The 26226-nt window shown below is 65.2% G+C and carries 19 protein-coding genes; 14 read left to right on the top strand and 5 right to left on the bottom strand.

Annotated elements, in window-relative coordinates; all coding sequences use genetic code 11:
- Positions 1–67: 67 nt before the first annotated feature.
- From VT84_RS15710 to VT84_RS15695, 3 genes are all read left to right on the top strand, one after another.
- On the top strand, positions 68–319 hold the full coding sequence (locus VT84_RS15710; protein ID WP_082840202.1) for a DUF2934 domain-containing protein: 252 nt from the start codon (positions 68–70) through the stop codon (positions 317–319).
- A 128-nt stretch (positions 320–447) separates the two neighbouring features.
- Positions 448–3681, top strand: a complete 3234-nt coding sequence (locus VT84_RS15705; protein ID WP_082840201.1) for a HEAT repeat domain-containing protein — start codon at positions 448–450, stop codon at positions 3679–3681.
- Positions 3682–4274: 593 nt separating this feature from the next.
- Positions 4275–5120 carry a transposase family protein gene (locus tag VT84_RS15695; protein ID WP_239465854.1) on the top strand — a complete coding sequence of 282 codons (846 nt, stop codon included), beginning with the start codon at positions 4275–4277 and terminating at the stop codon, positions 5118–5120.
- 258 nt (positions 5121–5378) lie between these two features.
- Here VT84_RS15695 and arfB read toward each other — a convergent pair whose 3' ends face one another.
- Positions 5379–5804: an alternative ribosome rescue aminoacyl-tRNA hydrolase ArfB gene (gene arfB, locus VT84_RS15690; protein WP_082840200.1), complete on the bottom strand. Its 426-nt coding sequence runs from the start codon at positions 5802–5804 to the stop codon at positions 5379–5381.
- A 253-nt stretch (positions 5805–6057) separates the two neighbouring features.
- Here arfB and VT84_RS15685 point away from each other — a divergent pair, with 253 nt between their 5' ends.
- Positions 6058–7284: a patatin-like phospholipase family protein gene (locus VT84_RS15685; RefSeq protein WP_162271720.1), complete on the top strand. Its 1227-nt coding sequence runs from the start codon at positions 6058–6060 to the stop codon at positions 7282–7284.
- Between the two features lie 286 nt (positions 7285–7570).
- Complete coding sequence (locus VT84_RS15680) at positions 7571–8686, top strand: ISAs1 family transposase (RefSeq protein WP_082840198.1); 1116 nt, start codon at positions 7571–7573, stop codon at positions 8684–8686.
- Here the strand turns inward: VT84_RS15680 and VT84_RS40845 are convergent.
- Positions 8673–9323, bottom strand: a complete 651-nt coding sequence (locus VT84_RS40845) for a hypothetical protein (RefSeq protein ID WP_239465853.1) — start codon at positions 9321–9323, stop codon at positions 8673–8675. The genes VT84_RS15680 and VT84_RS40845 overlap by 14 nt on opposite strands.
- A gap of 205 nt (positions 9324–9528) precedes the next feature.
- On the opposite strand from VT84_RS40845, the gene VT84_RS40840 reads away from it, so the two are divergent.
- Positions 9529–10698: a transposase gene (locus VT84_RS40840; protein WP_239465852.1), complete on the top strand. Its 1170-nt coding sequence runs from the start codon at positions 9529–9531 to the stop codon at positions 10696–10698.
- Positions 10699–10700: 2 nt separating this feature from the next.
- On the opposite strand, the gene VT84_RS15660 is transcribed toward VT84_RS40840, so the two are convergent.
- Positions 10701–11012 (bottom strand): hypothetical protein, encoded by a 312-nt coding sequence (locus VT84_RS15660; RefSeq protein ID WP_082840197.1) that lies wholly within the window; start codon positions 11010–11012, stop codon positions 10701–10703.
- A gap of 146 nt (positions 11013–11158) precedes the next feature.
- On the opposite strand from VT84_RS15660, the gene VT84_RS15655 reads away from it, so the two are divergent.
- From VT84_RS15655 to VT84_RS15635, 5 genes are all read left to right on the top strand, one after another.
- Entirely contained in the window at positions 11159–11689 is a 531-nt protein-coding gene (locus VT84_RS15655; RefSeq protein WP_157469528.1) for a hypothetical protein, read from the top strand.
- Positions 11690–11787: 98 nt separating this feature from the next.
- A complete protein-coding gene (locus VT84_RS15650) occupies positions 11788–12645 on the top strand; it encodes a DUF6159 family protein (protein WP_082840196.1) in 858 nt (285 codons plus the stop codon).
- A gap of 349 nt (positions 12646–12994) precedes the next feature.
- Positions 12995–14905, top strand: coding sequence for a sigma-70 family RNA polymerase sigma factor (locus tag VT84_RS15645; protein WP_052557541.1), 1911 nt, complete (start codon positions 12995–12997; stop codon positions 14903–14905).
- A 95-nt stretch (positions 14906–15000) separates the two neighbouring features.
- Positions 15001–16023, top strand: coding sequence for a DUF1559 domain-containing protein (locus tag VT84_RS15640; RefSeq protein WP_157469527.1), 1023 nt, complete (start codon positions 15001–15003; stop codon positions 16021–16023).
- The gene (locus VT84_RS15635) at positions 16020–16502 is read left to right on the top strand and encodes a hypothetical protein (RefSeq protein WP_052557537.1); all 483 of its coding nucleotides are present in this window, start codon (positions 16020–16022) and stop codon (positions 16500–16502) included. Before VT84_RS15640 ends, VT84_RS15635 begins: the two co-directional genes overlap by 4 nt.
- A gap of 202 nt (positions 16503–16704) precedes the next feature.
- Here VT84_RS15635 and VT84_RS15630 read toward each other — a convergent pair whose 3' ends face one another.
- Positions 16705–18480 carry a hypothetical protein gene (locus VT84_RS15630; RefSeq protein WP_082840195.1) on the bottom strand — a complete coding sequence of 592 codons (1776 nt, stop codon included), beginning with the start codon at positions 18478–18480 and terminating at the stop codon, positions 16705–16707.
- 448 nt (positions 18481–18928) lie between these two features.
- Between VT84_RS15630 and VT84_RS15625 the strand changes: the two genes are divergently transcribed.
- The 3 genes from VT84_RS15625 to treZ all read left to right on the top strand — a co-directional run bounded on the left by VT84_RS15625 (position 18929) and on the right by treZ (position 25582).
- Positions 18929–20374, top strand: a complete 1446-nt coding sequence (locus VT84_RS15625; RefSeq protein WP_082840194.1) for a HEAT repeat domain-containing protein — start codon at positions 18929–18931, stop codon at positions 20372–20374.
- Positions 20375–20773: 399 nt separating this feature from the next.
- Complete coding sequence (treY, locus tag VT84_RS15620; RefSeq protein WP_082840193.1) at positions 20774–23692, top strand: malto-oligosyltrehalose synthase; 2919 nt, start codon at positions 20774–20776, stop codon at positions 23690–23692.
- 12 nt (positions 23693–23704) lie between these two features.
- Positions 23705–25582: a malto-oligosyltrehalose trehalohydrolase gene (treZ, locus tag VT84_RS15615; RefSeq protein ID WP_082840192.1), complete on the top strand. Its 1878-nt coding sequence runs from the start codon at positions 23705–23707 to the stop codon at positions 25580–25582.
- 7 nt (positions 25583–25589) lie between these two features.
- Here the strand turns inward: treZ and upp are convergent, their stop codons facing one another.
- Entirely contained in the window at positions 25590–26219 is a 630-nt protein-coding gene (upp, locus tag VT84_RS15610) for a uracil phosphoribosyltransferase (RefSeq protein WP_082840191.1), read from the bottom strand.
- Between the last annotated feature and the right edge of the window lie 7 nt (positions 26220–26226).

Below are 26226 nucleotides of genomic sequence, written 5' to 3'. Positions count from 1 at the left end.
CTGTAATGTGCGGTACGGCAATTGCTGTGTGCATCGGTCATCCGACCGAGATCACAGGAAACTTGCAATGCCTCGCCTCAGCAACACCCCTCAAACGCAGCCGACTCAAGCGGCCCGCACGTTCCGACTCGTCGGCGGGCGCGTGACGCCTCAAGGCACGACGCTCCCCACGCTGGTCCGAGCATCAACGCCAAAACCGGCACCGAATACCGACCAGATCCGGCAGCTCGCGTACCACAAGTGGGAAGCCGCCGGGTCACCGCCGGGGGATGGTGTCGCGTTCTGGCTCGCGGCCGAACGCGAACTCACCGAGCGATAGCTCCCCTTCCCCGTCGCGCGCCAACGCGGGCGCCACTTACGCGCCCGATCGCAATACGTCACAATGAGTCCCGGTCCCGTTACAGCGCCCGTTCGTGCGGCGCGCTGGGTTCTATTTCGAGAGCGCGTATGGACGCTTGGGCGCCCGTCTCCGCCACCTTCGCGGCATCGAACTGGCTGGTCGATCCCGATCAGGTGCGCTCGTCGACGCTCCTGTTCCTGACCCTCATCGGGATCGGTCTGCTGGCCGGCGCGCTGTACTTTGTCGGCATAATTGACTGGCTACTGTGGCTCGTGGGGGCACTGATCCGCGGGGGCACGCGGACCGGGTTCCGGGTGTGGGAACAGTGCCTCTCGTGGGCCTCGTGGCCGCTGTTCCTCGCCGTGCAACTCGTGCTGCTCACCGCCGGCGCGCTCGTCGCAGAGGCGCTCCCGGGACTGACCATCGTGTGCGCCCTCGCGCCTCTAGCGATGGGGCTGGCGGCGTGCCTCGCGTACATGTTCATTGATGTCGAACGGTACGAAGTGGCGCGCGGGTACAAGGCGCTTCACAACCCGCTCAAGGGGCAGAAACTCGCGGCCGAACTCGCGCGCTACGGCCACCAGGTCGAAGTGCCGCTCCTCGGGTCCGCGGCCGTCGGGATGATCGGCGGGTTCGCGCTGCTGAACTTCGGCCTGTTCGAGATGTTCGGAACCAAGTGGTACAGCTCGCCCGCGCCCGAGCCGATTTATTCGGACTTCATCGCATCAGCACTGGTTCACCTGCTGAGCGTGGTCGATTTGCTGAATCTGGCCGACACGCACCACCTCGCCCGAGTCGTAGTCGCCCGGCCCGCCGCGGCCCCGGCCAGCACGCTACTGACGCTGTTCAAATCGTTCTTCACGCTCGTTCTGCTCCAGCAGATTTTCGCCTCGGTGCGGAACGGCCGACTGCTGACCGAAACGGTGTCCGACTTCTGGAGCCCGCACGAACCGATCCACGAGCGCGCCCGATCCGCGCTCCCGCAATACGGGGCTGTTGCGCTCGGTCCGCTGCTGCTGTCGCTCCGGGCCACCGACACGCTGACGCGCGAGCAGCGCGACCAACTCCCGCATGTGCTCGCGACCATCGGCCCGGTCGCGGCGCCGAGCCTCGTTGCGCACCTCGACGACCCGAACGAACACGTCCGCGCGGTCGCGATCTCTACACTCGGCCGGTTGCGAGCAAGCGCGGGGCTGCCGCAAATGATCGCCCGCGCTCAGGATTCGAGTGACTTGGTGCGATTGAGTCTCGCACAGGCGCTGGGCGAAATCGTGAGCACCACGACCCCCACCCTGCCCCGCGCACGCCGGCGCCGCGGGGAATGGCGCGTATGGCGCGTGCTCGCGACCCGGCGCTGGAACACGCCGCCCCACGGTGATCCGGTCGCACTGGTCGTGCCCGCGCTCCGAGACGCGGTCCGGGATTCCGCGGCCTCGGTCCGAGCAGCGGCGGCCGCGTCGCTCGGACAGTTGGGGCCGGCCCATGCCACAGAAGTGACGCCGGACCTTTTGGGGCTCCTCGCAGACGCCGACGAAACCGTGCGCGAGCGCGCGACGGAGGCGCTCGGTCGGCTGGGTGCAAGCGATTCCGCTTCGGTTGCGGCGCTGACAGGGTTGCTCCAAGATCCCAGCCCCGCGATCCGCATCGCCGCTGCCCGCGCACTCGGGTCGCTGCGTGCAGCAGCCTGCGATGCCGTTTCGCACCTCGTTCCACTGCTCCAAGATCGCGACGAAGCGGTTCGCACAGTGGCCGCTGAAGCCGTGAGCAAGATCGGCACACTGTGTGAAGCCGCGACGAACACGCTTACGGAGGGGCTGAGCAGCACCGATAATGTGGTACGTGCGCGAACGGCCGAAGCCCTCGGAACTATCGGTGGCGCGGCCGCGGAAGTTGCACCGGTGTTGGTCGAAGCGGTGGCCGACGAAAACGACCGCGTGCGCGCGAAGGCCGTGCAAGCACTCGGGAAGATCGGCGAGGCGGCGGCCGAAGTCGCGGTCCCGCGGTTAGTACACGCGCTCCGCGATCCGGACAACTGGGTGAGCGCGCTCGCGGCCGAAGCACTTGGCGAGATGGGCGCAGCGGCCGACGAAGCGATCCCGGCCCTTATACGGTCACTCAAACATCCGAACGCCCAGGTTCGCACGAACGCGGCCGAGGCACTGGGCAAGCTGGGGGTGGTCGCGCGGCCCGCGGTTTCCGCTCTCGAACGAGCGGCCACCGACGAAGACGGTGGGGTTCGCGCCCGGGCCGTTCGCGCGCTGGGCGAAGTCGGCACACCGACACCAATCACCACGAATACGGTGCGAACTGCGCTCGCCGATCCCGACCCGCACACCCGCGCGGCCGCGGTCGATGCGTTCGGCGCCTGGGGGCAAGCGAGCGACGAGGTTCAGAACGATCTGCTCGCGCTTCTCGACGACGCGAACGACGAGGTGAAAGTGCGAGTCGTGCGCGTGCTGCCGCGTCTGGTTCAGGGCACCCCGGCCGTTATCGAGGCGCTCGATCACCGGCTTACGGCCGACGACAGCGATTGGGTTCGAGCCGAAGCCGCTCGCGCGCTGGGGCAGTTCGGTGCGGCCGCGACTCCGGCAGGGCCGGCGCTCCTTCGTGCCGCTCAAACGGGCGAAGCCGGGCTGCGCGAAGAGGCAATGCGGGCGCTGGCGGTAGCCCAACCGCCCGAAGCCGCGACCGCGTTCACGACCGGGCTGCGCGACGCCGAACCGAGCGTGCGCAAACTGGCTTCAGCCGGCTGGCGAAAGGCGGCGGAGATTCCAGAAGAGGCCGTTCCGGTTCTGATCGAAGCGCTTCACGATCCCGAGGTCCAGGTGCGAGCGAACGCGGCGCACGCGATCAGTCGACTGGACCCGGTGCCGGTCGAAGCGGTCCCGCTGCTCGCCGAGTGCGCGCTCGCGCCCGACGCCGGTCTGCGACTCAACGCGGCCCTCGCACTTCAAGCTGCTCCGGGCCAGGCTGCGGCCGACGCGCTCCACCCGCTCCTCGACGACCCCAACCCGCGGTTGCGGCTGATCGCCGCGCGCCGGCTGTTCACCGATGATCCGACCGACGCGACCACTGCCACCGCCGTGGCCGAAGCACTCGTAGCCCCGGCTTCCAGTGTCCGTCAGGCGGCCTTCGACCTGATCGAATCCATTCACCCGGCCGCCCCCGCGACGCTCAAAGCGCTCCGTGACCGCGCCGCGACTGAAACCGATCCCGATACCACGCAACGGCTCAACGAAGCGATCGCGCGACTGGAACCGCTCGTCGCCAGCGAACCTCAACCAACCGAAGGAACCGCCAGAGCCGAAGTCGAAGTACCCGTAATCCCCGCCGTGGGGTGAATTGCGCAACTCGTTCATTTCCGACCAGTCAGCAGGTCCACGACCCAACACCCGCGCACGTGCGGCCCTGGGCCGCGACAATGAGTGAGGATGTCGTCGTTGTCGCACCCGGCATCCTGAAGTGCGTCCGCCAAAATCGGCATCCGATCGAAGGCGCGATCTTGGTAGATGCCTTCGGCAAGCGTGAGAACTGTGGACGTTAACCACGTAGAGGCAACGGAGACAGGGCGAAAAGGGTGAAACAAATCTCGGATGAGATCGCAGTGCGCACGATCTTCCTCTGGGTTTGACCTCGGCCGGTTGGGATCAGACAAATCACCCGTAGCCGTTGAACAATGATACGCAGCTTCACCTGCCAATCGGTACGAATATTGAGAAACACATACGAAGGCAGCAGCACTGCTCCAACGCTGATTAGCGGGTAGGTTTTGCGATGAGGTTTCACCGGATTCAAATTCACTTGCAGCGGCCTCAAGATCTCTCTCGACAATGAGCCCGTCGGCGAATTTTTCTGCCAAGTCACTAGAGTCGCTGCACAATAGTGGCCGGGTGCGTAGGTTTGGTGTATGAGCCACACGAGTCGGTTGAGGCGAATGCCGGACACGTTCCGTCAACTGACCGGGATTACCCCCGATGCGTTCGACCAACTGTTGGCCGAACTCGAACCGCGTTACCCGCAGGCCGACGCCAAGCGGAAGAAGCGGCCCTCTCGTCAGCGGAAGCCGGGTGCGGGGCGCAAGTTCGCGCGCCCGTTGAGCGACCGATTGCTGATGCCGTTGATGTACTACCGGACCTACACCACCCACGCCTTCCTCGGGTTCTTGTTCGGCATCGACGACCGTTCCGTGTGCCGCAACATCAACCCGCTCCAACCGCTGTTGGCCGGGATCTTCCGGATCCCGGAACGCCGCATCGAACGGGAGCCCGACGAGATCCGCGAGCTTTTCTTCGACGCCACCGAGCGGGCCATTCCCCGGCCCACTCGGCGGCAGAAGCGGTTCGACTCGGGGAAGAACAAGCGGCACACGCTCAAGCACCAAGTGGTGGTCGTGCGCAAGCGCAAGAGCTCCGGGCGGGGCGGCCAACGGCGCCGGGTGCGGATCGCCGCCGTGTCGAAGGCGTTCCCGGGCAAGACGCATGACAAGAAGGTGTACGACGCGACCGCCGTGGTGTGCCCGGACGGGGTGCGGCGCACGGGCGACACGGCGTACCTGGGAACCGGGCTGTGTACCCCGCGCCGGCGACCGCCGAAGGGTCCGCTGACGGCCCGGCAGAAGGCCGGGAACCGGCGCGTGTCGCGCCGTCGGATCGTGGTCGAGCACGGGATCGGGAAGATGAAGGTGTGGCGCATCGCGGCCGAGCGGTACCGGAACCCGCGCCGCCGGCACACCCTCATCATCAAGAACGTCGCCGGACTCCACAACCTCATGTACGCATGAGGTCGAACACCCGGGGCAGCGCATCGACTTGAACCGATCAGCCGCTATTGTGCAGCGACTCTAATTGCCCGACGTGAAACGTCATCGGGCATCATCCTCCAAATGCGACGGCAACAACCTACCGCAAACAGTCGGTATTTCCGTTCGGTTACATGCCCCATCTTCCATAAATGCTCTGACTCGAAGAGGGTTGCTATATCCGTTTCAGTCAGCCATTCCGCTTCCGTCATCGATCGTCCTCGGAGGTTACGGCCGCATTCAATCGTCGCCCCCGCTCACGCGGCGCGACTGTTTCTTGTCCGAGTTCCGGCGCTTGTCGGCCACCCGGCGCTTCTTCGCGCCCTTCGAGACCTTCGTCTTCTTGCGCACGACCGGTTCCACCAGCGCGGCGCGCACCATTTCTGTTAGTTTCAGCAGGCAGTCTTCCTTGTTCCGCTCCTGGTCACGGTACTTCTGCGACTGAAGGACCACGTCGCCCTCGGTCGTGAACCGGCTCGGAAACATCGCCTTCATGCGCGCGAGCGCCGGCGGCGGAACCGCGACCGTCGTGGCCGCGGCCAGCCACCGCAGCACCGCCTTGGATGCCACCTTGTTCACGTTCTGCCCGCCCGGTCCGCCGGCGCGCGCGAAGCTCCACTCCAAGTCGTCGTCCGCGATCGCAATAGTTTCGGTGATCTGAAGCATGGGAGCGCCTGGTAAAGGAACCCGCTCCCTCGCGGTCGCGGCTCGTAAACAGATTAGAACATGCGGCCGGAACAATGAAGTCCAACACGTCGCGATCTACCCGTCGAAACAAGTGGAAAAATCGGTGTAAAGAGAAAACACGAACGAGCCGATAGGTAGATCTACGGGCCGGTCGATCGCTCCCATCGAACTGCCGCGTCGACCACAGCCCCGTGAAGTGAGTGCAATGTCGCCTTCAGTTCGAGCCACGGTTGTGGCGCTTCCACTCGTTTTTGCCCTGATCGGTTGCCAGTCCCCGTCCGGTGGTCCCACACCCACGAGCGTCGGAATCCCGCCGGCCGAACTGATCGACCCCAACGGGTACGGTGACAGCCCTTCCCTGCCCGTGGACCGCGACATGTTCCGCGTGGGCGAGCGCATCCGTGTGGCCCAGCGTCCGGCCACGTTACCAACTCGCAAGACCTGCCTGGCCCTGTCCGGTGGCGGGGCGTTCGGAGCGTATCAAGCGGGATTACTGGTCGGATGGAGCGAGGCCGGCACGCGCCCCGCGTTCGATGCGGTGACGGGCGTGAGCACCGGCGCGCTGGTCGCGGTCCTGGCGTTCCTGGGTCCGGACTACGACACCGAAATGCGGCGCGTGTACACGAGCCTCCGTACCGAGGACATCTACACCCGCCGCCGCGGAGTACGAACGCTCTGGTCCGACGCCCTCGCCGATAACGCGCCGCTGGCCCGGCAAATCGACCGCGTGTTCACTCCGGAAACTGTGGCGCGACTGGCGAGCGAGCACCAAAAGGGGCGCCGGCTCTACATCGGCACGACCGATCTTGAGGGGCGCAGGCCCGTGGTTTGGGATCTGGGGGCCATCGCCGCGCGAGGAGAACCGGGGAGCCGGGAACTGATCGCCAAACTCCTACTCGCGTCGGCCGCGATTCCCGCGTTCTTTCCGCCGGTCGAAGTTCCGGTAGATGTGGACGGCCAGCGCCTGACCGAGCGCCACGTAGACGGCGGGGTAACACAGAACGTGTTCTTCCGCCCGCCGCAAGTGCCGCGAGACCTGCGACTTCGCCCCCCGGCCGAGTTCCTCTACGGGTCTGATATGTACGTGATCGTGGCCGGGAAACTGTTCGCCGACGCGGAAGTGGTTCAACCGCGTGTGCTAAAGGTCGCGGCCGGGAGCGTGTCCACCCTGATCTACGCCGAAACGCGGGCCGAACTGACCAAACTGTACATGACGGCAATGATATCCGGGATGAACTACCACCTGGCAGCCATCCCCGCCGAGTTCCCCGCGTCCTCGTCGAGCACCGAGTTCAACCCGTCCGAGATGACGCGGATGTTCGAGGAGGGGCGCCGGCAGATCCTCGCGGGCACCGCGTGGCGCGCGAGTCCGCCCGGAACGGCCGACAGCGAGACAATGGTCCAGCGCGCCGGTACGCAATTAACCCGCACCCCGAGCGCGCCCAGCGCGGAACGGTGAGCACAATTTGAATCACGGGGGTGGGAGCCCCCGCGCTACGGAAGTCGTCCCCTCCGGGGCGAAAACGTGCGGACGCGCTGCGTTTGGTCTTTTGTTTGGTGGCATAGGCCTCTGGCCTGTGTAAGTGCCTCCACAGGCCAGAGCAGTAGTTGCCATGCTTACGCAGTCGTCGGTGGTCGTGTCGGTGGTTGAGTTTGTGTCTCGGGTTGGTGCAGGGCGTGCGCACTATGAACTGCTGACGATATAGGCGTTTACGTCTACACCGAGGGTATCAGGAGGATGCCCGATGCCCCTTGCACTGACCACGGTGTTCGCGGACGTACCCGACCCTCGGATCGAAACCGCCAACAAGCTCCACAAGCTCACCGACATCTTGGTGATCGCCACGTGCGCGGTGATCGCCGGGGCCGACGGGTGGGAGGAGATCGCCGAGTACGGCCAGAGTAAGGAGGACTTCTTTCGGCGGTTCCAGGCGCTACCCCACGGGGTTCCGAGCCACGACACGTTCGAGCGCGTGTTCGCCAAACTCGATCCCGATGCGTTCGCGGACCGGTTCGGGCGCTGGATGTCGGAGCTGTGCGACTCGACCGGGCTGACCCACATCGCGGTCGATGGCAAGAGCGCGCGGGCGTCGGCCCAGGACACGTTCACCGGGTGCCTGCACTTGGTTAGCGCATGGGCGACCGAGAGCCGCCTGATCCTGGGCCAGCGGTCGGTGCCCGAGGGCGGACATGAGATCACCACGGTGCCCGACCTGCTGGGGGCCCTGGATCTCAACGGCGCGGTGGTGACACTGGACGCGGCCGGGTGCCAGAAGGCGACAATCGAGCAAATCCGCAAGCAGGGCGGTGAGTACGTGGTGTGCGTGAAGGGGAACCAGAAGGGGTTGCGCGACGCCGTGGCCGACGTGTTCGACCGCGCCGGGGATGACGAGTTCGCCGGGTGCGACATGGCGGGCGAGGTCGGTGCGGGACACGGGCGCGCGGAGGAGCGGTATGTGACCGTGGTTCACGACCCCGAGGGCTTACCGGACGGTTGGTCGGGTGTGAGTGCGGTGGCGCTGGTGTGCCGGGAGCGCCGGGTGAAGGGTCAGAAGAACGAAGGCACCGGGCATTATTACATTACCAGTCTGAAGGTGGGTGCGGGGCAGTTGGCGGGTTACATCCGCAACCACTGGGGCATCGAGAACGGGTTGCATTGGGTATTGGATGTGGCGTTCCGAGAGGATGATAGCCGCGCCCGAACGGGACACGCGGCCGCGAACTTGGGGATGTTGAGGCGCGTGGCCGTGTCGCTCCTGAAGCGTGCCAAGACCAAGGGCAGCATCAAGACCCGGCGCATGAAAGCCGGGTGGGACGACAACTACCTATTGCAAGTTATCCAAGGAATCACGGCACAATAAAGTGCGCACGCCCTGCGGGTTGGTGTGTGTCGATGGGAACGGGTGTGAGGATCAGGATTAGGTTCCAGCGGATCTCCCCCAGGGTGACACCGCGGGCCGCGATCCACCAGGCCCGGATCAACAGGCTCACCCCGACCAGGAGCAATCGGTACACGGGGTCGGCGCACGTGGTCCGAGCCAGGCACTCGCCCAACTGACGGTAGCTGGTCTCGATCCCGAACCGGGTCCGGTAGTCCAGGATCACTTGGGGCAGGCGCTCGAACCCGGGGGAGCACGCGAACACCAGGGGCCGGTGCCAGGAGCGACCCGGGACCACGGCCACGCGCACTGGGGCCGAGCCGTCCCGGGACCGGCGGCACCGGATCGTGTGCTCGAACCACCCGCGCGTGCCCCGGGCGAAGAAGCGCTCGACTGCGTGCCCCCGGCGCACCATCGGGATCACGAACCGCACGTTCCGCTGGGTCAGGGCGCGGACCACGGACGCCGAGTAGAACGCGCGGTCCAACAGCACGTACCGGATGCGCACCCGGGCCCAGCCGATCTGGGCCAACAGGCGCGCGACGATCGCGTCCGGGGTATCCTTGGGGCGCACCGCGGTCCGGACCCGGGTGTGGCGCCGCCCGGGGACCAGGGACACGGGCGTGGCGTAGGTCCAGAACCACGCGGTCCCGTTCTTGAACTGGCCCCCGACGACTCCGGGTGTGGCGCCCCGGTCCCCGTAGAACGGCCTCTGATGGGTGTCGATGGCGATCGGGATCGGGTCAGTAGTTTCAAGAGATTTGGCAGTGCCGCATGGGAGTTCCTAAGTTCAAGGTTCTCAGGCACTTGAACGGGAACCTCCCATGCGACGTGGTTACTCTACGATCACCCCGGCGGTGGTCCACGCCCTGACGCGCCGGGCCTTGGAACGGACCCTCGGTTGGACCGACTACAAGCGGTCCGTCACCGGCGCCCAGTTGCTCGACCTGGTACTGCGGGTCGCGAGCACCACACGAACCCTGTTCGCCGTGGCGACCCGGTACTTCCAGTTCTCGCACGAGGCCGCACGACAAGCGGTTCGTGCCAACTTGGGCTCCGGGGACCAACTCACGGCCCGGTTGGTCAACGCCCTTCACGACGTGGCCCGGTTCACGCGCCGGGACCGGAGGCGCCGGTGGACGTGCGCCATCGACGTGCACTACGTCCCGTTCTACGGGGACCGCGCTACTCCGGGCATCATCGGCGGACCCAAGAAGGCCGGCACCTCATTCTTCCACGCCTACGCCACCGCAGTCCTGATCCACAAGCACCGGCGGTACACGGTCGGATTGCTGGCGGTCCACAAGGGGACCAAGCCGCACCAGCAGGTGCACACCCTTCTGGACCACGTGGCCGCGCGCGGGCTGACCGTTGGTGGGGTGGTTCTGGACGCCGGGTTCGATAGTGGGGAGACGCTGCTACTGTTGCAGGAACGGAACCTCAGCTACGCGGTCCCGATGCGCAAGAAGGGTTCCGGCACGAACCGGCGCAACGCGTGCGACGCGCAACCGTCGGGTACGATCGCCACGATGGAATGGGTGACCGAGAAGACGCGCCGGTCCGTGTCCACCCGGGTACTCGTGTGGCGCCGCCCGGGTGAATCGCACGCGCGGGTGTACGCGTTCTCGGGTTGGGGCGATGCGGGGGCGGTGTCCGAGGCCACGCGCGCGTGGCTGGGACGGCGCCGGTACCGGGAGCGGTTCGGGATCGAGACCAGTTACCGGCAGAAGAACCAGGCCCGCGGGTGGACCACCAGTACCAGCCCCGAATACCGGTTGCTCTTGGAAGGGGTGGCGCTGGTGTTGCGACAAGTGTGGGTGTGCTTGACCCTCCGGATCGCTCGCGCCCGGAACCGGAACCCGAAGGCGTGGGTGCACGAACTCCCGTTGGTCGAGATGCTCGACTGGCTCACACAACGCATCCGCTCACGGTACCCACGCACGCGATGTATCACCCTGACCCACAAAATACTTACAGCCGCTCCAATGCATTGAAACTACTGGGGTGCTTGCGGAACGCCCGGGGGATGTGCCCGCGCAGCCCCGCGGACCAACCACCCCTCGAGGGGTGGTTGGTCCGCGGGGCGGTCCGCGCCGAGTGCCGCGCGCACGGTTTCGCGCCCGACCCGCGCGACGCGCCGGGCGACCGCGGACACGGCCACACCCAGCGCGGACGCGGCCAACAGGCACCGGGCCAGGGCCACACGGGTCACCCCGGTCCCGTCGCGCAGGTGCAGGATCTGGGCCAGAACCTCGGCCCAAGCGTGTTGGCTCAGAACCGTTTGCGGGTTACATTGACAGCGGCGCATGGGGGCTCCGAACCGTGGATTGGTGGTACAACCCATTGTCACGGAACCCCATGCGCCACTCAATCGCCTTGGCAACTACTGCAATGGACTGTGCACCCGAACTACGGCTCGCTTCACTGGAAGTAATGTTCCAAGCCGTGGAGCGGGTGCGCGAGCGACTGATGCGATCCACTTCGGCACTCGAAGGCGCGCATCTCAATCACGCCGTGATCGGGGCAAATGCGGTTGCATATTGGGTCGGCCTAAAAGACGAAGGATCGATACGGAACACGCCGAACGTTGATATCCTGCTCGATCGTGAAGATTGGAATGTAGCACGGCCCGCTCTGGAGCGGGTCGGATTCGTTTTCGCGACACCAATCTTCCGACCGGCCGTGTTCTTGGACGGAGCTGACGGCAAGGTACGTCAAGCGGTTCGGCTGTGGTTCGCGGGGGATACTCTGTCCCTAACTTCCGAGCCGCTACCACCCGTAACCGACGCACTATTGGTGCGGCCTTATCGGATCGTCACGTTATCCCGCTTGATCCGAATGAAATTGAGCGCCTGGCGAACGATCGATCGGGTTCACCTCCAAGACATGACACGTGTCGGCGTACTCGACAGCACGTGGCCGGAACGGTTCCCGGAACCGCTGGCCGAAAGATTGCGAGAAATTCTGGCCGATCCCGACGGCTGAGCAACGAATAGCTCCGAAAGGCGCACCTCCGCGGTGGCGGCCCCGTGCTCTTGTGGTAAACTCGGATCGCTGTTCACGTGTCAATAACGGAGTCGTCCATGTTCGATCGCATCTCGAACGGTTTTTCCCTCGCCGGGAGCACCTGGCGCGTCCTCGTGCGGGACAAGCACCTGCTGCTGTTCCCGCTCGTGAGCGGGTTCCTGTTCCTGCTCGTGATGCTCAGCTTCGCGGTGCCGCTGGCCACGCTGGTCGATTGGAATCAATTCCAGGCGCAGCTCCAGAAGAACAACAACCGGCCGCCGGTCTGGGTGTACGCGGTCTCGTTCGCGTTTTACTTCTGCACGTACTTCGTCATCATCTTCTGCAACTCGGCCCTCATCAGTTGCGCGATGCTCCGGTTCAACGGCGAAACCCCGAGCCTCAGCGACGGGTTCCGCATGGCGTTCGCCCGGCTCCCGCAAATTTTCGCATGGGCGGTGGTGTCGGCCACCGTTGGCGTGCTGCTGAAGGTGATCGAGAACGCGTACGAGAAGGCCGGCGAGATCGTCGCGTGGCTGCTGGGCAGCGCGTGGTCGATCATGACATTCTTCGTCGTGCCGGTACTGGTAGTGGAAAAGACCGGGCCGGTCGCCGCGGTGGGCCGCTCGATGTCGCTCCTGCGCAAAACGTGGGGCGAGGCGATCGTCGGCAACATGGGTCTGAACTTCATCCTGTTCCTGCTCTTCCTGCCGGTGATCCTGCTGTTCGTGGCCGGGATTTTGCTCTTGATTCAAGGCTCGACCGTACCGGGGGCCGCGATGCTGGTGGCCGCCGGGATCGCGTTCCTGCTGCACATGGCGGTCAGCTCGGCGCTGCACACAATCTTCCTCGCCGCGCTGTATCAGTACGCGGCCGATAACCGCATCCCCGAAGGGTTCGACCGCCACGCGATCGAATCTGCGTTCGCGCACAGGTAACATCAATCGCCCGCTGGTTGCCCTCTAATTCATTGTTGAGGGGCAACCAGTGGGTGGCTTTTCGGAACGCAGTTCAGTTAAGGTCCGGTTGCAGAGGTGGTATCCAACGTTACGGGTATCACTTCTGTCCTCTCGAAACCGGAATCGCGACTTCGCTTAAACCTCTATCTCTCAAAGACTTATCCCCAAAAGCTGTAATTCTCACGAGTAAATCGCGAGAATTTTGACCCAATTTCCCGCCGCCGACCATTCATTAGGTGGTCGACTGTTTTGGGCGACCACATTGCGGCTCCGCGTGTCGGGATCGGTGTTCATTCAGGTGTCTCTCCCGCCACAAACGAGACTGCTGATGTCGGTCAATCGACTCAACGAACCCGAGGTGCCGACGGCCGACAGCAAACTGTCCGACCGCGAACTGCTCCTGCGGTTCCAGGCCCGCAACGACGAGGCCGCGTTCGCCGCGGTGCTCCAGCGCCACGGCCCGATGGTTCTGCGCGCGTGCCGCCGCGTGCTCGATCGCACAGAAGACGCCGAGGACGTGTTCCAGGCGACGTTCCTCGTGCTCGCGCGCAAAGCCGGAACCGTGACCTGGCGCGAATCGGTCGGCACTTGGCTCCACGAAGCAGCCAACCGACTCGCCCGGGACGTGCGCCGGAGGCACGCGCGGCGCCAGGTGCGTGAGGCGCGCCGACCGGCACGCGAGAGCAGCGACGCCCTCACCGAAGTGAGCAGCCGCGAACTACTGACCATCCTCGACGACGAAATGGCCGGGCTGCCCGAGGAGTGCCGCGCACCGCTATTACTGTGCTGCCTGGAAGGAATGAGTGGCGACGAAGCCGCCGACCACCTCGGGTGCTCGCCCAGCACACTGAAACGGCGGCTCCGCCAGGGGCGCGAACTGCTCCAGGCTCGGCTCGCGCGGCGCGGAATCGCGCTCTCGGTTGCGGGGCTGACCACGCTCCTGACGGGCGGAATCGCCGCGGCGAGCGTCCCCGCGGAACTCGCCACCATGACGACACGGGCCGCCGTGTTATACAACGCGGGCGCGCCTCTTACTCCGGGGCTCGTTTCGCCCGCGGCCGTCTCGTTGATGCGCCGATTGGTCGCGACCGTTTCGGCCAAAGTGAAAATTGCGATCGGGCTGTTCGTCTTGGGTGGCTTGTGCGCGATCGCGGTTGTCTCGGAGAAGTGGAACGCGATCGGCGGAAAACCGGCCAACGAAGACGTTCGCGCACCGGGCGAAGCAGCCGCAACCGCCGCCTCTAAACCGGCCAAGCCCTCGATCCCGGTAACTGTCGAGACGAGCCTCCGAACGAACGCCGGGCAGATCCGCCAGTTCGTGTTCGACGGCGACCCCACAACGGCGTTCGCGTCGGCCACGAATCCCGGCCCGGCGGACCACTTCACGCTCGTGTTCGACCGCGCGGTCGCGGTACGGAGCGTTGACGTGCGCACCGGCGGCGGGAACGGCGGGTGGGCGCTGGCGGGTGGGCGATTGGAAGCGTCCGCGGACGGCGCGGTTTTCGAGCCGCTCGCCCAATTTGCCGGCGGAACGGCGCGCGGGGACGCGGGTGGGCGAAAGGTGATCGCGGTCCGGGTGCGCCCGGTCGCCCAGCAGCACCCGCTCATGATTAGCGAAATCGCGATCGATTCCGAACCGGCACTGGGCCGGTTCCGGTACCCGATCGAGTTCGCGGTGGACACGAGCGCGGCCCCGGAAATGGCGCAGTGGGCCGAGCGCACGACGCGGGTGTGCGAGCGGTTCTACCCGGCGATCGTCGACGAACTCGCGGCCGACGGGTTCCGCCCGCCGACGCTGATCCCGTTCATCGTGCGCCGCGACCCGGCGGCGCTGGTGGCCGCGTCGCGCGGTCGGTTGATCGTCTCCGCGGGGTACTTTGATGCGAACCCGCACGACGTCGGGGCCGTGGTCCACGCGGCCTCGTACATCGTCCAGGCGTACCACGGGCGCGCGACCCCGGACTGGCTCGTGCAGGGCGTCGCGGATTACATTCGGTTCTTCAAATTTGAACCGGGTGCGATCGGACCGCCCGATCCGGGTACCGCCCGATACGACGGCGACTCGAAAGAGACCGCCGCGTTCCTGGCCTACCTCGTTGATTCCTACGACCCCACTTTTGTCCGCCGACTGAACGCGGCCCTCCGCGAGGGGCGCTACACGGACGACCTGTGGGTGTCACTGACCGGGAAATCTCTCCGCGAGCTCGGTGAAGAGTGGCACCGCTCGCTCCGCCGCTGACGGCCCGGCCGTGGCCGCTTACTTATCCCCCGCTCGTGCCCGCGAACCGGAGCGCGACCCGGGTCCACTCGTACTGCCTTGTGGAGAACCGAGTTATGCCCATTGTCCCCCGTTCGATCGGCCGCCGAACCGCGTTCACGCTCATTGAATTATTGGTGGTGATCGCCATTATCGCGATCCTGATCGGGTTGCTCCTGCCCGCGGTGCAAAAGGTGCGCGAGGCCGCGGCGCGCCTCAAGTGCCAGAACAACCTCAAGCAAATCGGTCTGGCGCTTCACAACTACCACGACGCGAACCAGCGGTTCCCCACGGGCCGCCCGGTCTTCCCCGCGAGCCTGAGCGCGAGCCTGGGCGGGGCGCAGATGCCCGCGTTCCTGGCGTACCAACCCGGGAGCTCGGCCGCGATCTCGCCGGAAGAAATCGGCGGCTGGATGATGCGCGTGCTGCCCTACGTCGAGCAGGACGCCGTGCAGCGCCTGACTGCCGGCAAGTCGGCGGGGGACGTCGCGACCGGGTTCTCCGCGATGAGCGCCGTATCGGTCTCGGTCTACGTGTGCCCGTCGGCCGTTGCACCGACCGCCGGGGCCAACCCGACACCGCTCCCCGCGTGGGCCAGTTACGCGGGCGTCACCGGGAGCAACGAGAACACCGACCCGGCGACGGGGCCGCTCGGGATGAACGCGAGCAACGGCATGTTCCCGGTAAAGACCCCGTTCGGCCCGGACACGAGCGTGCGCCCGCGCGTGCAAATGACGAGCATCACGGACGGGCTGAGTAACACGGTCGCGGTCGGCGAGCGCCACGTGACGCTGCGCGGAACCACCTGGGCCGGGGCCGACTACCACACCCTGCTCGCGTTCCCCAACCAGAACTCGTTCGGCGGCGTCGGCCCGAACGGGGCGATCACCCTGACGGCGTGCCCGGGGGCGCTGCCCGGGCGCTACGCGCCGTTCGTGGCGTCCGATTCGTGCAGCCAGGACCGGTACAACAGCCCGCACACGGCCGGCGGGAACTGGCTCCTGGCCGACGGCAGCGTGCGTCTGTTCGCGTACACCGCGGGCACCGGCGTGCTCCCCGCGATGGTCACCATCGCCGGCAGCGAGGTGGTCCCCGAATGAACACACTTGCACACCAACCTGGAAGAGCGCGCCGGTTCGCCGCCGCGCGTGCGGGCTGGGTCGTACTCGTCGCGGTGTTCGCGGTCACGGGGTGCGGGAAGTCGCACGCGGACGTGAGCGGGTCGGTTTCGTACCACGGGCGCCCGGTCGTGTACGGCACCGTGAGCGTCATCGGGGCGGACCAGATGACGTATTACGGCCACATCCAACCGGACGGGACGTTCACCGTTCCGCGCGTTCCGGTGGGACCGGCGCGGGTCGGCGTCTACAGTCCGGACCCGTACTACGAGCTACCGGTCCCGCAATCGGTCAAGCTCCAGATGGAGCAGGCGCGGAAAGAATCGGGAGTCGAGGCCCCGCCGAAGCCCCCGAAGGGCCAGTGGTTCAAGATCCCCCAGAAGTACGCGGACCCGCTGACGTCCGGGGTCACGGCCGAGGTGGTCTCACCAACGACACCGCTCGAACTGAAATTGGACTGACCGCGAAATGTGAGCCATTTCAGTAAACGTCGACGCCCGCGACCCTTTCTGGGACCGCGGGCGTTTGCGTTGGTGGGTTCGGTTTCGGATCGTCGTAGCGTAGAAGCAGAAAAAAGAACCGCGGATAACGCCGATAGCGCGGATCAGACAATGAGGTACTTTGTAGCCGCGTACTACGACCGCACGAAGCGGCAGACGCAACTCACTTGTATGCCCTCATCTCTTTGAGGCGCTTGCGGATGTCAGTGAGCACGACAAGGAATCGTGCGTCGCTGGAGTCGCCATACAGCTCCCCAAATTTCTCCACCGAAAGACAATCGCGCAGCCCCTTCATGGGCGGCAGGTAGTCGGTTGCCGTGAATTTGCGGTGTGTGTCGTGAAGTAGTTCCACGTCCTGCTGCATGGTCCGACCAAACGTGATTCCGGCGAACTCGGCCGCAAGCACGGGCACACACAAATTCGCCGGCTTGTGAAGATCGAGCAGAGCCCGACCGATCGCGGCGTCTTCGGCTGCGTCTTGGAGCAGTTCACCAATCGCGCAACCGATAAAGAACCGGCGGCACAGGTCGCGGCGCCCACCGAGTGTGGGATTCCCCAGTACCGCGAGCCGCTCCACACGTTCTTCGGGCGTTTCGATGTCCTTGACGGCACCCGCGGTTGTCGCATCGTCAGCAAGAGCACCGGTTTCGTCCAGCGCGATACCGAGCGCGATCAGGAACGCGGACACCATCTCCGGCCCGCGCAAACGAACCGCAGTTTCCGCTGCCGCGCGGATGTAAGCGGCCGTGAGTTCGTCACCCGTGAGCGCACGCGCTCCGGCCTCGGAGTTGAGCTTCGCGCGGGCGGTCACGGCTTTGACCACCTTCCGCACGATCTCATCGCGTTTGGTCGATTTCGCCGGCGGATCGGGCTTTTTCAAAGGTGGGTCCGGGTTCTTCGCAACATCGCGGTCGAGTTCGTTGAGGTACGCGATTGCGAGTGGATCTCCCGGCGCGGCCTTCAGGAGCGCCTTGTAAATCCGCGTCATCCGCGCGCGATTCGAGACGGTCAGCGAGTCGAACGTGACCCCGGGTTCGCGCCGGCGCTCGTCGGCCCACAAGTTGAGCAAGAGCGCGTTGAGCGGATCGAGCCGGACCACGGCCCCGGGCCGGTGTGCGTACCGATCGCCGAGTTTCTCCCGGAGCGCCGAACCCGGATCGGGCGAGCTCACGCCACCAAGTGTTTGTGCGAGGAAGCGGACCAACACCTCTCCGCGCTCGAGTTCACTCCGCGGGCGCCATTCGCGAATGAGGACGTGCCGCCCGTTCAACCCGCGACCCGCACCGAACGCGGGATCGGCCTTTTCATCGATCTTGCGGCTCGAATACCCAATAACGAGCGCTCCTTCTTTCGCCTTCACCGCTTTCTCGAGTCCGTCGAGCAAGTCGCTCGTGTTCTTCGCGTCCGGGTCGGACTTCCAGGTGTCGAACCCCGCCAGCGTGAACCGAACTCCCGCGGCCTTCTCGATCACATCCGCGGCTTCGTCGAAGCGCTTCCGCAGCTCCTTCTGCCAGAGTTCGTCCGCACGCGGGTCCACGTCGTCCACGAGCATCGTCACGGGAACCTTCACGGGCGGGTCGCGCGGGACCGGGTTCACTTCCGCGCGCGAATCACGGTCCAGGGCGTCACCGGGCAGTTCCAGCCCCTCCAGGCGGAAGTCTGCTGTCGGATCGGGCAGAAAAAGATAAGCGTTGTACATGTCGAGGCGCAATTTCATCTCGCGCCCCTTCGCAGTAAACACGATGTCGGCCGGACCGGTGACGTACACGGGAACAACCGTGTTGGAAAGTACCTTGTGGGACCGGGCTTTTTCGTCCGGTTCGGCGATAGTGAACGCGATGTCCGCGTCCGTGTAGTTTCCGATCACGACCACCGCGGCACGGACCGGGTGCGACACCAACAGCAAAACGACGAGCGGGGCGAAGAGTCGAAAGCGCATCTCAACTCCAATGTGGCGCGGCCCTCAATGATAACAGCGCTCACCGACCGGACGGAACCCCGGCGCCCGTTTCATTCCAAACGTATCGAAGTCTCTTGTTCGTCACATCTTACTTGAAATCCTTCAGACGCCTTGTGGACACACCTCAATTTGAGGTAGCATCGTATCCGCTTCGCCCCGATCGGGGAGCGGAGCCGGTTATCTACCACTCCAGGAGGGGCACGTTATGACCGGCTGTCGGAAGTCGATTCAGTGTGTGGTCGGAATATTCGTAGTCGCGCTTTTAAGCGCGGCTCAACCACCGGGCTCCTCACCAGCGCCCCCAAGCGCCGAGCCGGGAACGCCGCTACCAGCACCTACGCCCCCTGTGCCCGCGAATCAACCACCCGCGCTCACCCCCAGTCCCACACCGACACCGCCGTCGATTCCCCCGCTCGGCGTACCCAGCATGCCGTCTGCCCAACGGTTCGTGTTCCAGATCGACCCGAAGACGCCGGTCAAGGATCTGCTCCCGGTGGCGCCGAAGGTCGCCCCGATTAGCGGCCCGGTCCTCACCGACGATCTGAAGAAAGTAGTCGAGGTCGAGTTCCAGGCGAAGCCGGAAAAGGTGGGTCCGGAGGTGAATCTCGTTGAACGGACCGCGCACCAGATGGCCAAGATCAACCACATGAACGCGAAGAAAACCGATGCGTTCATGTCCGTGCTGTTGGAGAGCCGGCCGGACCTGGCCGGGATGCCGTTCGCGATGGGTGATGATTGCCGTGTTGATGGTGAGCGCGCCAAATACTTCACGCAAGCTGTGAACACCGTGCGCCAGGCGCTCGGTTCCGGTCAGTTCCCAGTCACAACCGTGCGGTCCTTTGGTGGCCAGGCGGGGGCACAAGGCTTCATCGACACGAGCATCATGCCCGCGCAAGCACTTCAAGTGGCGAATTCATCCGGGCTATCGCAGCAAGCGTTTCGGGCACCACAATCGTTCTGGCAGCAGTACAACACGCTCTGCGACCAAGAGGACGCCGCACGTGGGCGCGCCGATAAAGAAGCGACCGAGCACATCACGCTCGCACGCATGGCCGCGCTCACGCAGATGCTCGCGCCCGAAACGGCCGAGATCCGTTTGGGGTTAGTGAAGTACCTCGCGGGTGTGTCCCACATCGAGTCGTCCAAGGCGCTGGCCCGCATGGTTCTGTTCTCGGCCGAAGACGACGTGCGCGCGGCCGCAATTACGGCTCTCAAGGTGCGGCGCGAGAAGGACTACACCGACGTACTGGTGAAGGGTCTGCGGTACCCGTGGCCCGCGGTAGCCAAGCGCGCGGCGGAAGCGATCACGAAACTCGAACGCACGGATCTCATTCCCAACTTGCTCGCGGTCCTCGACGCGGCCGACCCGCGGATGCCGGTGACGAAAGAGATGGGCGGGAAGACGAGTACAGTGGCGCTCGAAATGGTGAAGGTGAACCACCACCGCAACTGTCTCATGTGCCACGCACCGACCGGTTCAGGCGCTCCGAACGCTAACGCGATCTCGGCCGAGGTCGCGATTCAGGGGCAACCGCTCCCGACGCCGGCCGAGGGCTACCGGCAGTCCGTACCGGAACTGCTGATCCGTCTCGACGTGACCTACTTGCGCCAGGATTTCTCCGCGTTGCTACCGGTCAAGGATGCGCACCCGTGGCCGGAGATGCAGCGATTCGATTTCTTCGTCCGCGCGCGCAAGCTGACCGACGATGAAGCCGAAACCTATCGCGCCCAACTCACGCCGAAGGAAGCCGGTGTACTGTCGCCCTATCACAAGGCCGCACTGACCGCGCTCCGCGACCTCACCGGAAAGGACACGGCCCCGACCGCGGACGCATGGCGAAAACTGCTCGGGCACACCGCCAAGTCCGAATAACGTAACCGCAGCGCCTCACCGCGGAGATTGCAAGCGGTGAGGCGTTCTGTTCAGTCTGCGCACTTCTGTTCGCAAATATCCAACCAGAAGAGAACCGGAGCCGCGGATCACGCCGATAAACGCAGATCGAAAAAAGCTCCGGCACCCAGGTTTTCGCACATTTCAGTGCTCTCAAATCTTGTTTCCAAATCCGCGTTCATCAGCGTTAATCCGCGCAAATCCTTCACCTCTTCGATCCGCGCTGATTCGACCAGTAACGCTCAACGGCCTGCCACAACAACCCAAGCCCAGAATAGGCGCGAAACTTGCTTCTTCCTACTCGCCACGGTTTGAATGCAGACGTGTGCCGGCGAGGTCGGGTCCGGAACCGCGACCGCTGATTTAAAACGAAACGGCTCAATGAGTTCCTCTTACACCCCGCCGAGTGCGACTCACGTTCCCGGGGCGACGTACCGGCTCCAGTTTCACGCCGGTTTCACACTTCGCGATGCCCGCGCGATCGTGCCCTATTTGCACGCGCTCGGTGTTACGCACCTCTATGCCTCACCCATCCTAAAAGCGCGTCCGGGGAGCACGCACGGTTACGACGTAATCGACCATTCCGCACTGAACCCCGAGGTGGGAACGGAAGACGATCTCGCCGCGCTTGGCGCGGACCTGCGCGAGCGCGGCATGGGGTTACTTCTGGACGCGGTACCGAACCACATGTGTGTGGGAACCGGGAACTCGTGGTGGGCGGACCTGCTTGAACACGGTCAGGGGTCGCGGTTCGCTGGGCACTTCGATATCGCATGGAACGATTCACCGCGCCCGCAGATGCACGGTCGGTTACTACTCCCGGTGCTGGGCGACCAGTACGGCGTCATCCTCGAATCGGGACAGTTCGTGCCCGCGTTCGAGAACGGTGGGTTCGGCGTCCGTGTCCACGACAACCAACTACCACTCGACCCGCGGACCTACGACCGCATACTCGCGCCGGCTGCAGCCCTCGCGCGCGAGAAGCTCGGTTCCGAGCACCCGTCAGCAATCGAGTTGGCGAGCGTTCTCCACGCGGTCAAAAATCTTCCGCCGCGAACAGAGACAGACGCAGCGCGCGTTGCGGAAATGCGCGTGGAAGTAATAGCAGTTCGTCGTCGGCTCTCGGAACTCGCCGAGCGGTTCTCCGAAGCGGCCGACGCGATAAGCGCAGCCCTAGTCACGCTCGCGGGGAAAGCGGGCGATCCGGCGAGCTTCACCGGGCTCGACGAACTCCTCGAAGCGCAAGCGTACCGCCCGTGTTTCTGGCGTGTCGCATCGGACGAGATCAACTACCGCCGGTTCTTCGACGTGAACGACCTCGCTGCGCTCAGCACCGAGCGCGGCGAGGTGTTCGACGCGGTCCACGCCACTTGGTTCCGCTGGGTGCGCGCGGGGATCGCCGACGGGCTGCGCATCGACCACCCGGACGGCCTATTCGATCCCAAAGAGTACCTCGACCGGCTCCAGTCCGCGTGCGGAGGCGAGAAACCGCTCTACGTCGTGGTGGAGAAGATCCTCGGCGACGGCGAAACACTGCCCCCCGATTGGGCGTGTGCCGGGACAACGGGTTACGAGTTCATTCACGCGGTCAACGGTCTGTTCGTCGACCGCTCGGGCGAAGGTCCGCTCACCGCGTTCTACCAGCAATTCACCGGATTGGACGATACGTGGCCCGAAGTGGTGTACCGCGGGAAGCGCCAGGTGTCGCAGTCGTCGCTCGCGAGCGAACTGAACGCGCTCGCGCACCAACTCGACCGCATCGCGCGCCTCGATCGGCGCAGCCGCGACTTCACGCTCAACGGCATCCGGAAGGCGCTGCGCGAGGTCGTCGCGTGCTTCCCGGTGTACCGGTCTTACGTCACCGACACCGTAACCGACACCGATAAGGCCGTTGTTGGGAAGGCGACGCGCTGGGCGTACCGGCGGAACCCGCTTCTGGGAAAAGCGGTGTTCGATTTCATCCGCGATACTGTGCTCCTGAAAGATTCGCCGAGTGGCCCGGCTTCGTCCGAGTACCGCGCCCTCCAGAGGGCGTTCGCTGGTAAGTTCCAGCAGGTCACGTCGCCGGTGGCGGCCAAGGGCGTGGAAGACACTGCGTTCTACGTGTACAACCGGCTCACCTCGCTCAACGAAGTGGGCGGGGAACCGGGGAAATTCGGGTGGAAGCCGGACGCAGTCCACGCCTTCCTCGCCGCCCGTACCACAATGCCCGGCGGGTTATCGCCGCTCTCGACACACGACACCAAGCGCGGTGAAGATGTGCGGGCGCGAATCAGCGTGCTGTCGGAGATCCCCGAAGAGTGGGCCGAGCGCGTCACGCACTGGTCCGAGCTGAACCACGCGCACAGGACCGAGGTCGACGGTACGCTCGCTCCGGGCGCGAACGAAGAGTACCTTCTGTACCAAACGCTCGTCGGCGCATGGCCCTTCCTTGGTGAGGGGGTGAAGGGGGGAGCGGGTGAAGGGGTGAAAAAGATAGAGAGCGCGGAGGGTTTTATCTCCCCTTCACCCGCTCCCCCCTTCACCCCCTCAGATTTCGCCCCGCGCATCCGCGAGTACATGCGAAAGGCACTGGCTGAAGCGAAAGTTCACACGAGTTGGATCAATCCGAACCCGGAGTACGAAGCCGCAATCGCGACGTTCATCGATCGCGTGCTGGACACAAACGTCTCCGGTGCGTTCCTCAGCGATCTGGGGGCGTTCGCCGAGCGCGTCGCAGGGTTCGGGCGCATCAACTCGCTGTCACAAACGCTGCTCCGCTGTGCGGCCCCCGGAGTTCCGGATACGTACCAGGGCACAGAATCGTGGGATTTCTCGCTCGTGGACCCGGACAACCGCCGGCCGGTCGATTACGATTCGCGTGCGGAGTGGTTGCGCGATATTGATGCCCGAAGTGCCACGAGAGACGGCCGGAATCACCTCGCACGCGAACTCGCCGCGAACCTCACCGACCCGCGGACGAAGCTGTACGTGACCGCCCTCGCACTACGTGCCCGGCGCGAGTGGCCGGATGTGTTCGCCCGCGGCAAATACGTGCCGCTCGCGGCAACCGGTGACCAGACGGACCGCGTGTTCGCGTTCCTCCGCACGGACGAGTCACGGGCCGCCGCGGTCATCGTTCCGCGCCTGCCTGCTCGTCACAGCGCGTGGGGCGACACCGCGTTACCACTCCCCGAAGAGTTCGCGGGTGCGCGTTGGGAGAACGTGTTTACGGGAGCAGTGGTGGAACCGAGCGGCGGTTCCCTACCGGTGGGCGCGGTTCTGGGAGCGTTCCCGGTAGCACTGCTCCGAACTGTGTGAGTGAGGGAAATAATGTCGTCATCCGACTACGCTCGGCGGTACCCGATTGGTGCAGAAGTTACGCGCGGGGGGACGCATTTTCGCGTCTGGGCGCCGATCCGCTCGCGCGTAGAAGTGGTTCTCGAAGGCGGGCCGAACCTGGAACTCGTGGCCGAGGGCGGCGGGTACTTCTCCGGGTTCGCGTCCGGGATGGGTGACGGCGCACGGTACCGGTTCCGGCTCGACGGCGGACAGTCGCTCTACCCGGACCCGGCCTCACGCTTCCAGCCGCACGGCCCTCACGGGCCGTCACAGGTGGTCGATCCGGCGCGGTTCGGATGGGACGACGTTCACTGGTCCGGCCTTAAAGCCGAGGGCCAAGTACTCTACGAGATGCACATCGGCACGTACACGCCCGAAGGTACATTCGCGGCGGCCGCAGCGCACTTGCCCGAACTCGCACAACTCGGCATCACGGCCATCGAAGTAATGCCGGTCGCCGACTTCCCCGGTCGGTTCGGCTGGGGGTACGATGGTACGTGCCTTTTCTCCCCCACGCGACTCTACGGAACCCCAGACGACTTCCGCCGGTTCGTGAACGCGGCGCACGCGAACGGCATCGGGGTCATTCTCGATGTTGTCTACAACCACTTCGGCCCGGACGGGAACTACATCCGTGAGTTCGCCCCGTCGTTCCTCAGTACGGTCCACAAAACGGAGTGGGGAGAGCCGTTCAACTTCGACGGCCCGGATTCCGGCCCCGTGCGCGAGTTCTTCATCGCGAACGCCGCGTACTGGATCGAAGAGTTTCACATCGACGGGCTGCGCCTGGACGCGACACAAGCGATCTTCGACGACTCGCCGACGCACATCCTCACCGAGATCGCGCGCCGGGTGCGGGAAGCGGCACGCGGGCGAGCGACGTTCCTGATGGGCGAGAACGAACCGCAAGACGCGAACCTCGTCCGCGGGTGCGAGAACGGCGGGTGCGGATTGGACGCGATCTGGAACGACGACCTGCACCACTCCGCGCGCGTGGCGCTCAGCGGCAAGAACGAGGGGTACTTCATGGACTACCGCGGTACGCCGCAGGAGTTCGTGAGCGCGGCGAAGTGGGGGTTCTTGTACCAGGGGCAACAGTACCGGTGGCACAACCGGCGCCGCGGGCGCCCGGCGTTCGACATCCCGCGCCACCGGTTCGTCGCGTTCCTGGAGAACCACGATCAGGTGGCGAATTCCGGCCGCGGCTTCCGCGTGAACCAGATGACCAGCCCGGCCCGGTTCCGCGCGATGACCGCGTACCTGCTACTCATCCCGGCCACACCACTGTTGTTCCAGGGGCAGGAGTACGCGAGCACCAAACCGTTCCTGTTCTTTGCTGACCATCATCCGGAACTCGCCGCCGCCGTCTTCAACGGGCGCCGCGACAGCATGCGCCGGTTCCGGAGCCAGTCCGGTGTGGAGGGCATGAGTTTGGTCCCGGACCCGGCCGACATGAAAACGTTCGAGCGCTCGAAACTGGACCGCGCGGAGCGCGATTCGCGCCCGGAATGGCTCGCGCTTCACCACGACCTGCTCGCGTTGCGCAAGATCGATCCCGCGTTCCGCTCGAAGGTCATGGACGGTGCGATTCTCGGCCCGGAAGCGTTCGTGCTGCGGTTCTTCGTACCGGGCGACCAGGACCGGCTCTTGGTCGTGAACCTCGGGCGCGATTTGCACTTGGACCCGGCCCCGGAACCGCTACTTGCGCCGCCGGAAGCGCACTCGCACTGGTACCCGATCTGGTCGAGCGAAGACCCAAAGTACGGCGGCCACGGCACGGCTCCGCTCGACACCGACGACAACTGGTGGGTTCCGGGCGAGGCCGCGGTCGTGCTCGCGGCCCGACCGCGCGAAATGGATATCAAGTGACGACAGTTCAAGACGTCCCGAACTGTCGATCGCCCGCGTCACCGAGGCCGGGCACAATGTAGCCCACGTCATTCAGTTTGGCGTCGAGCGTGGCGAGGAAAATAGGCACTTCGGGGTGTGCGGTCTGTAGCGCCGCCACGCCCTCAGGCGCGGCAATCAGCCCCACGAACATCAGGCACGGGGTGCCGGTCTTCTTCAGAATGTCGAGGGCCGCGATCGCGCTCCCGCCGGTCGCGAGCATCGGATCGAGAACGATCCCCACGTCCATGTCCGGCTTCGGCGGCAGCTTGTTGTAGTACGTCACCGGCTTGAGAGTCGCGTGATCGCGGTACAATCCGAGGTGCCACACGGCCGCTTCCGGGAGCGCGTCGAGCAGCGCGTCCGCCATTCCCAGACCGGCGCGAAGCACCGGCACGAGGCCCACGCGGTCCGCGATCCGGTGGCACGTCGTTTCTGTGAGTGGCGTTTGTACGCGAACCGGTTCGAGGCGCAACTCCCGGGCCGCCTCAAAGAACAGAGCGCGAGAGATCCCCGCGACCAGTTCGCGGAACTCCGGCGGGCGCGTCTCCGTGGCCCGCAGGCGCGCGAGTTTGTGCTGAACCAACGGGTGCGTCGAAACAGTAACGGGTGCGGGCATCAGATCG

This window comes from Gemmata sp. SH-PL17 (assembly GCF_001610855.1).
Taxonomy (GTDB): domain Bacteria; phylum Planctomycetota; class Planctomycetia; order Gemmatales; family Gemmataceae; genus Gemmata; species Gemmata massiliana.
This window is presented reverse-complemented; position numbering and strand designations above follow the sequence as displayed.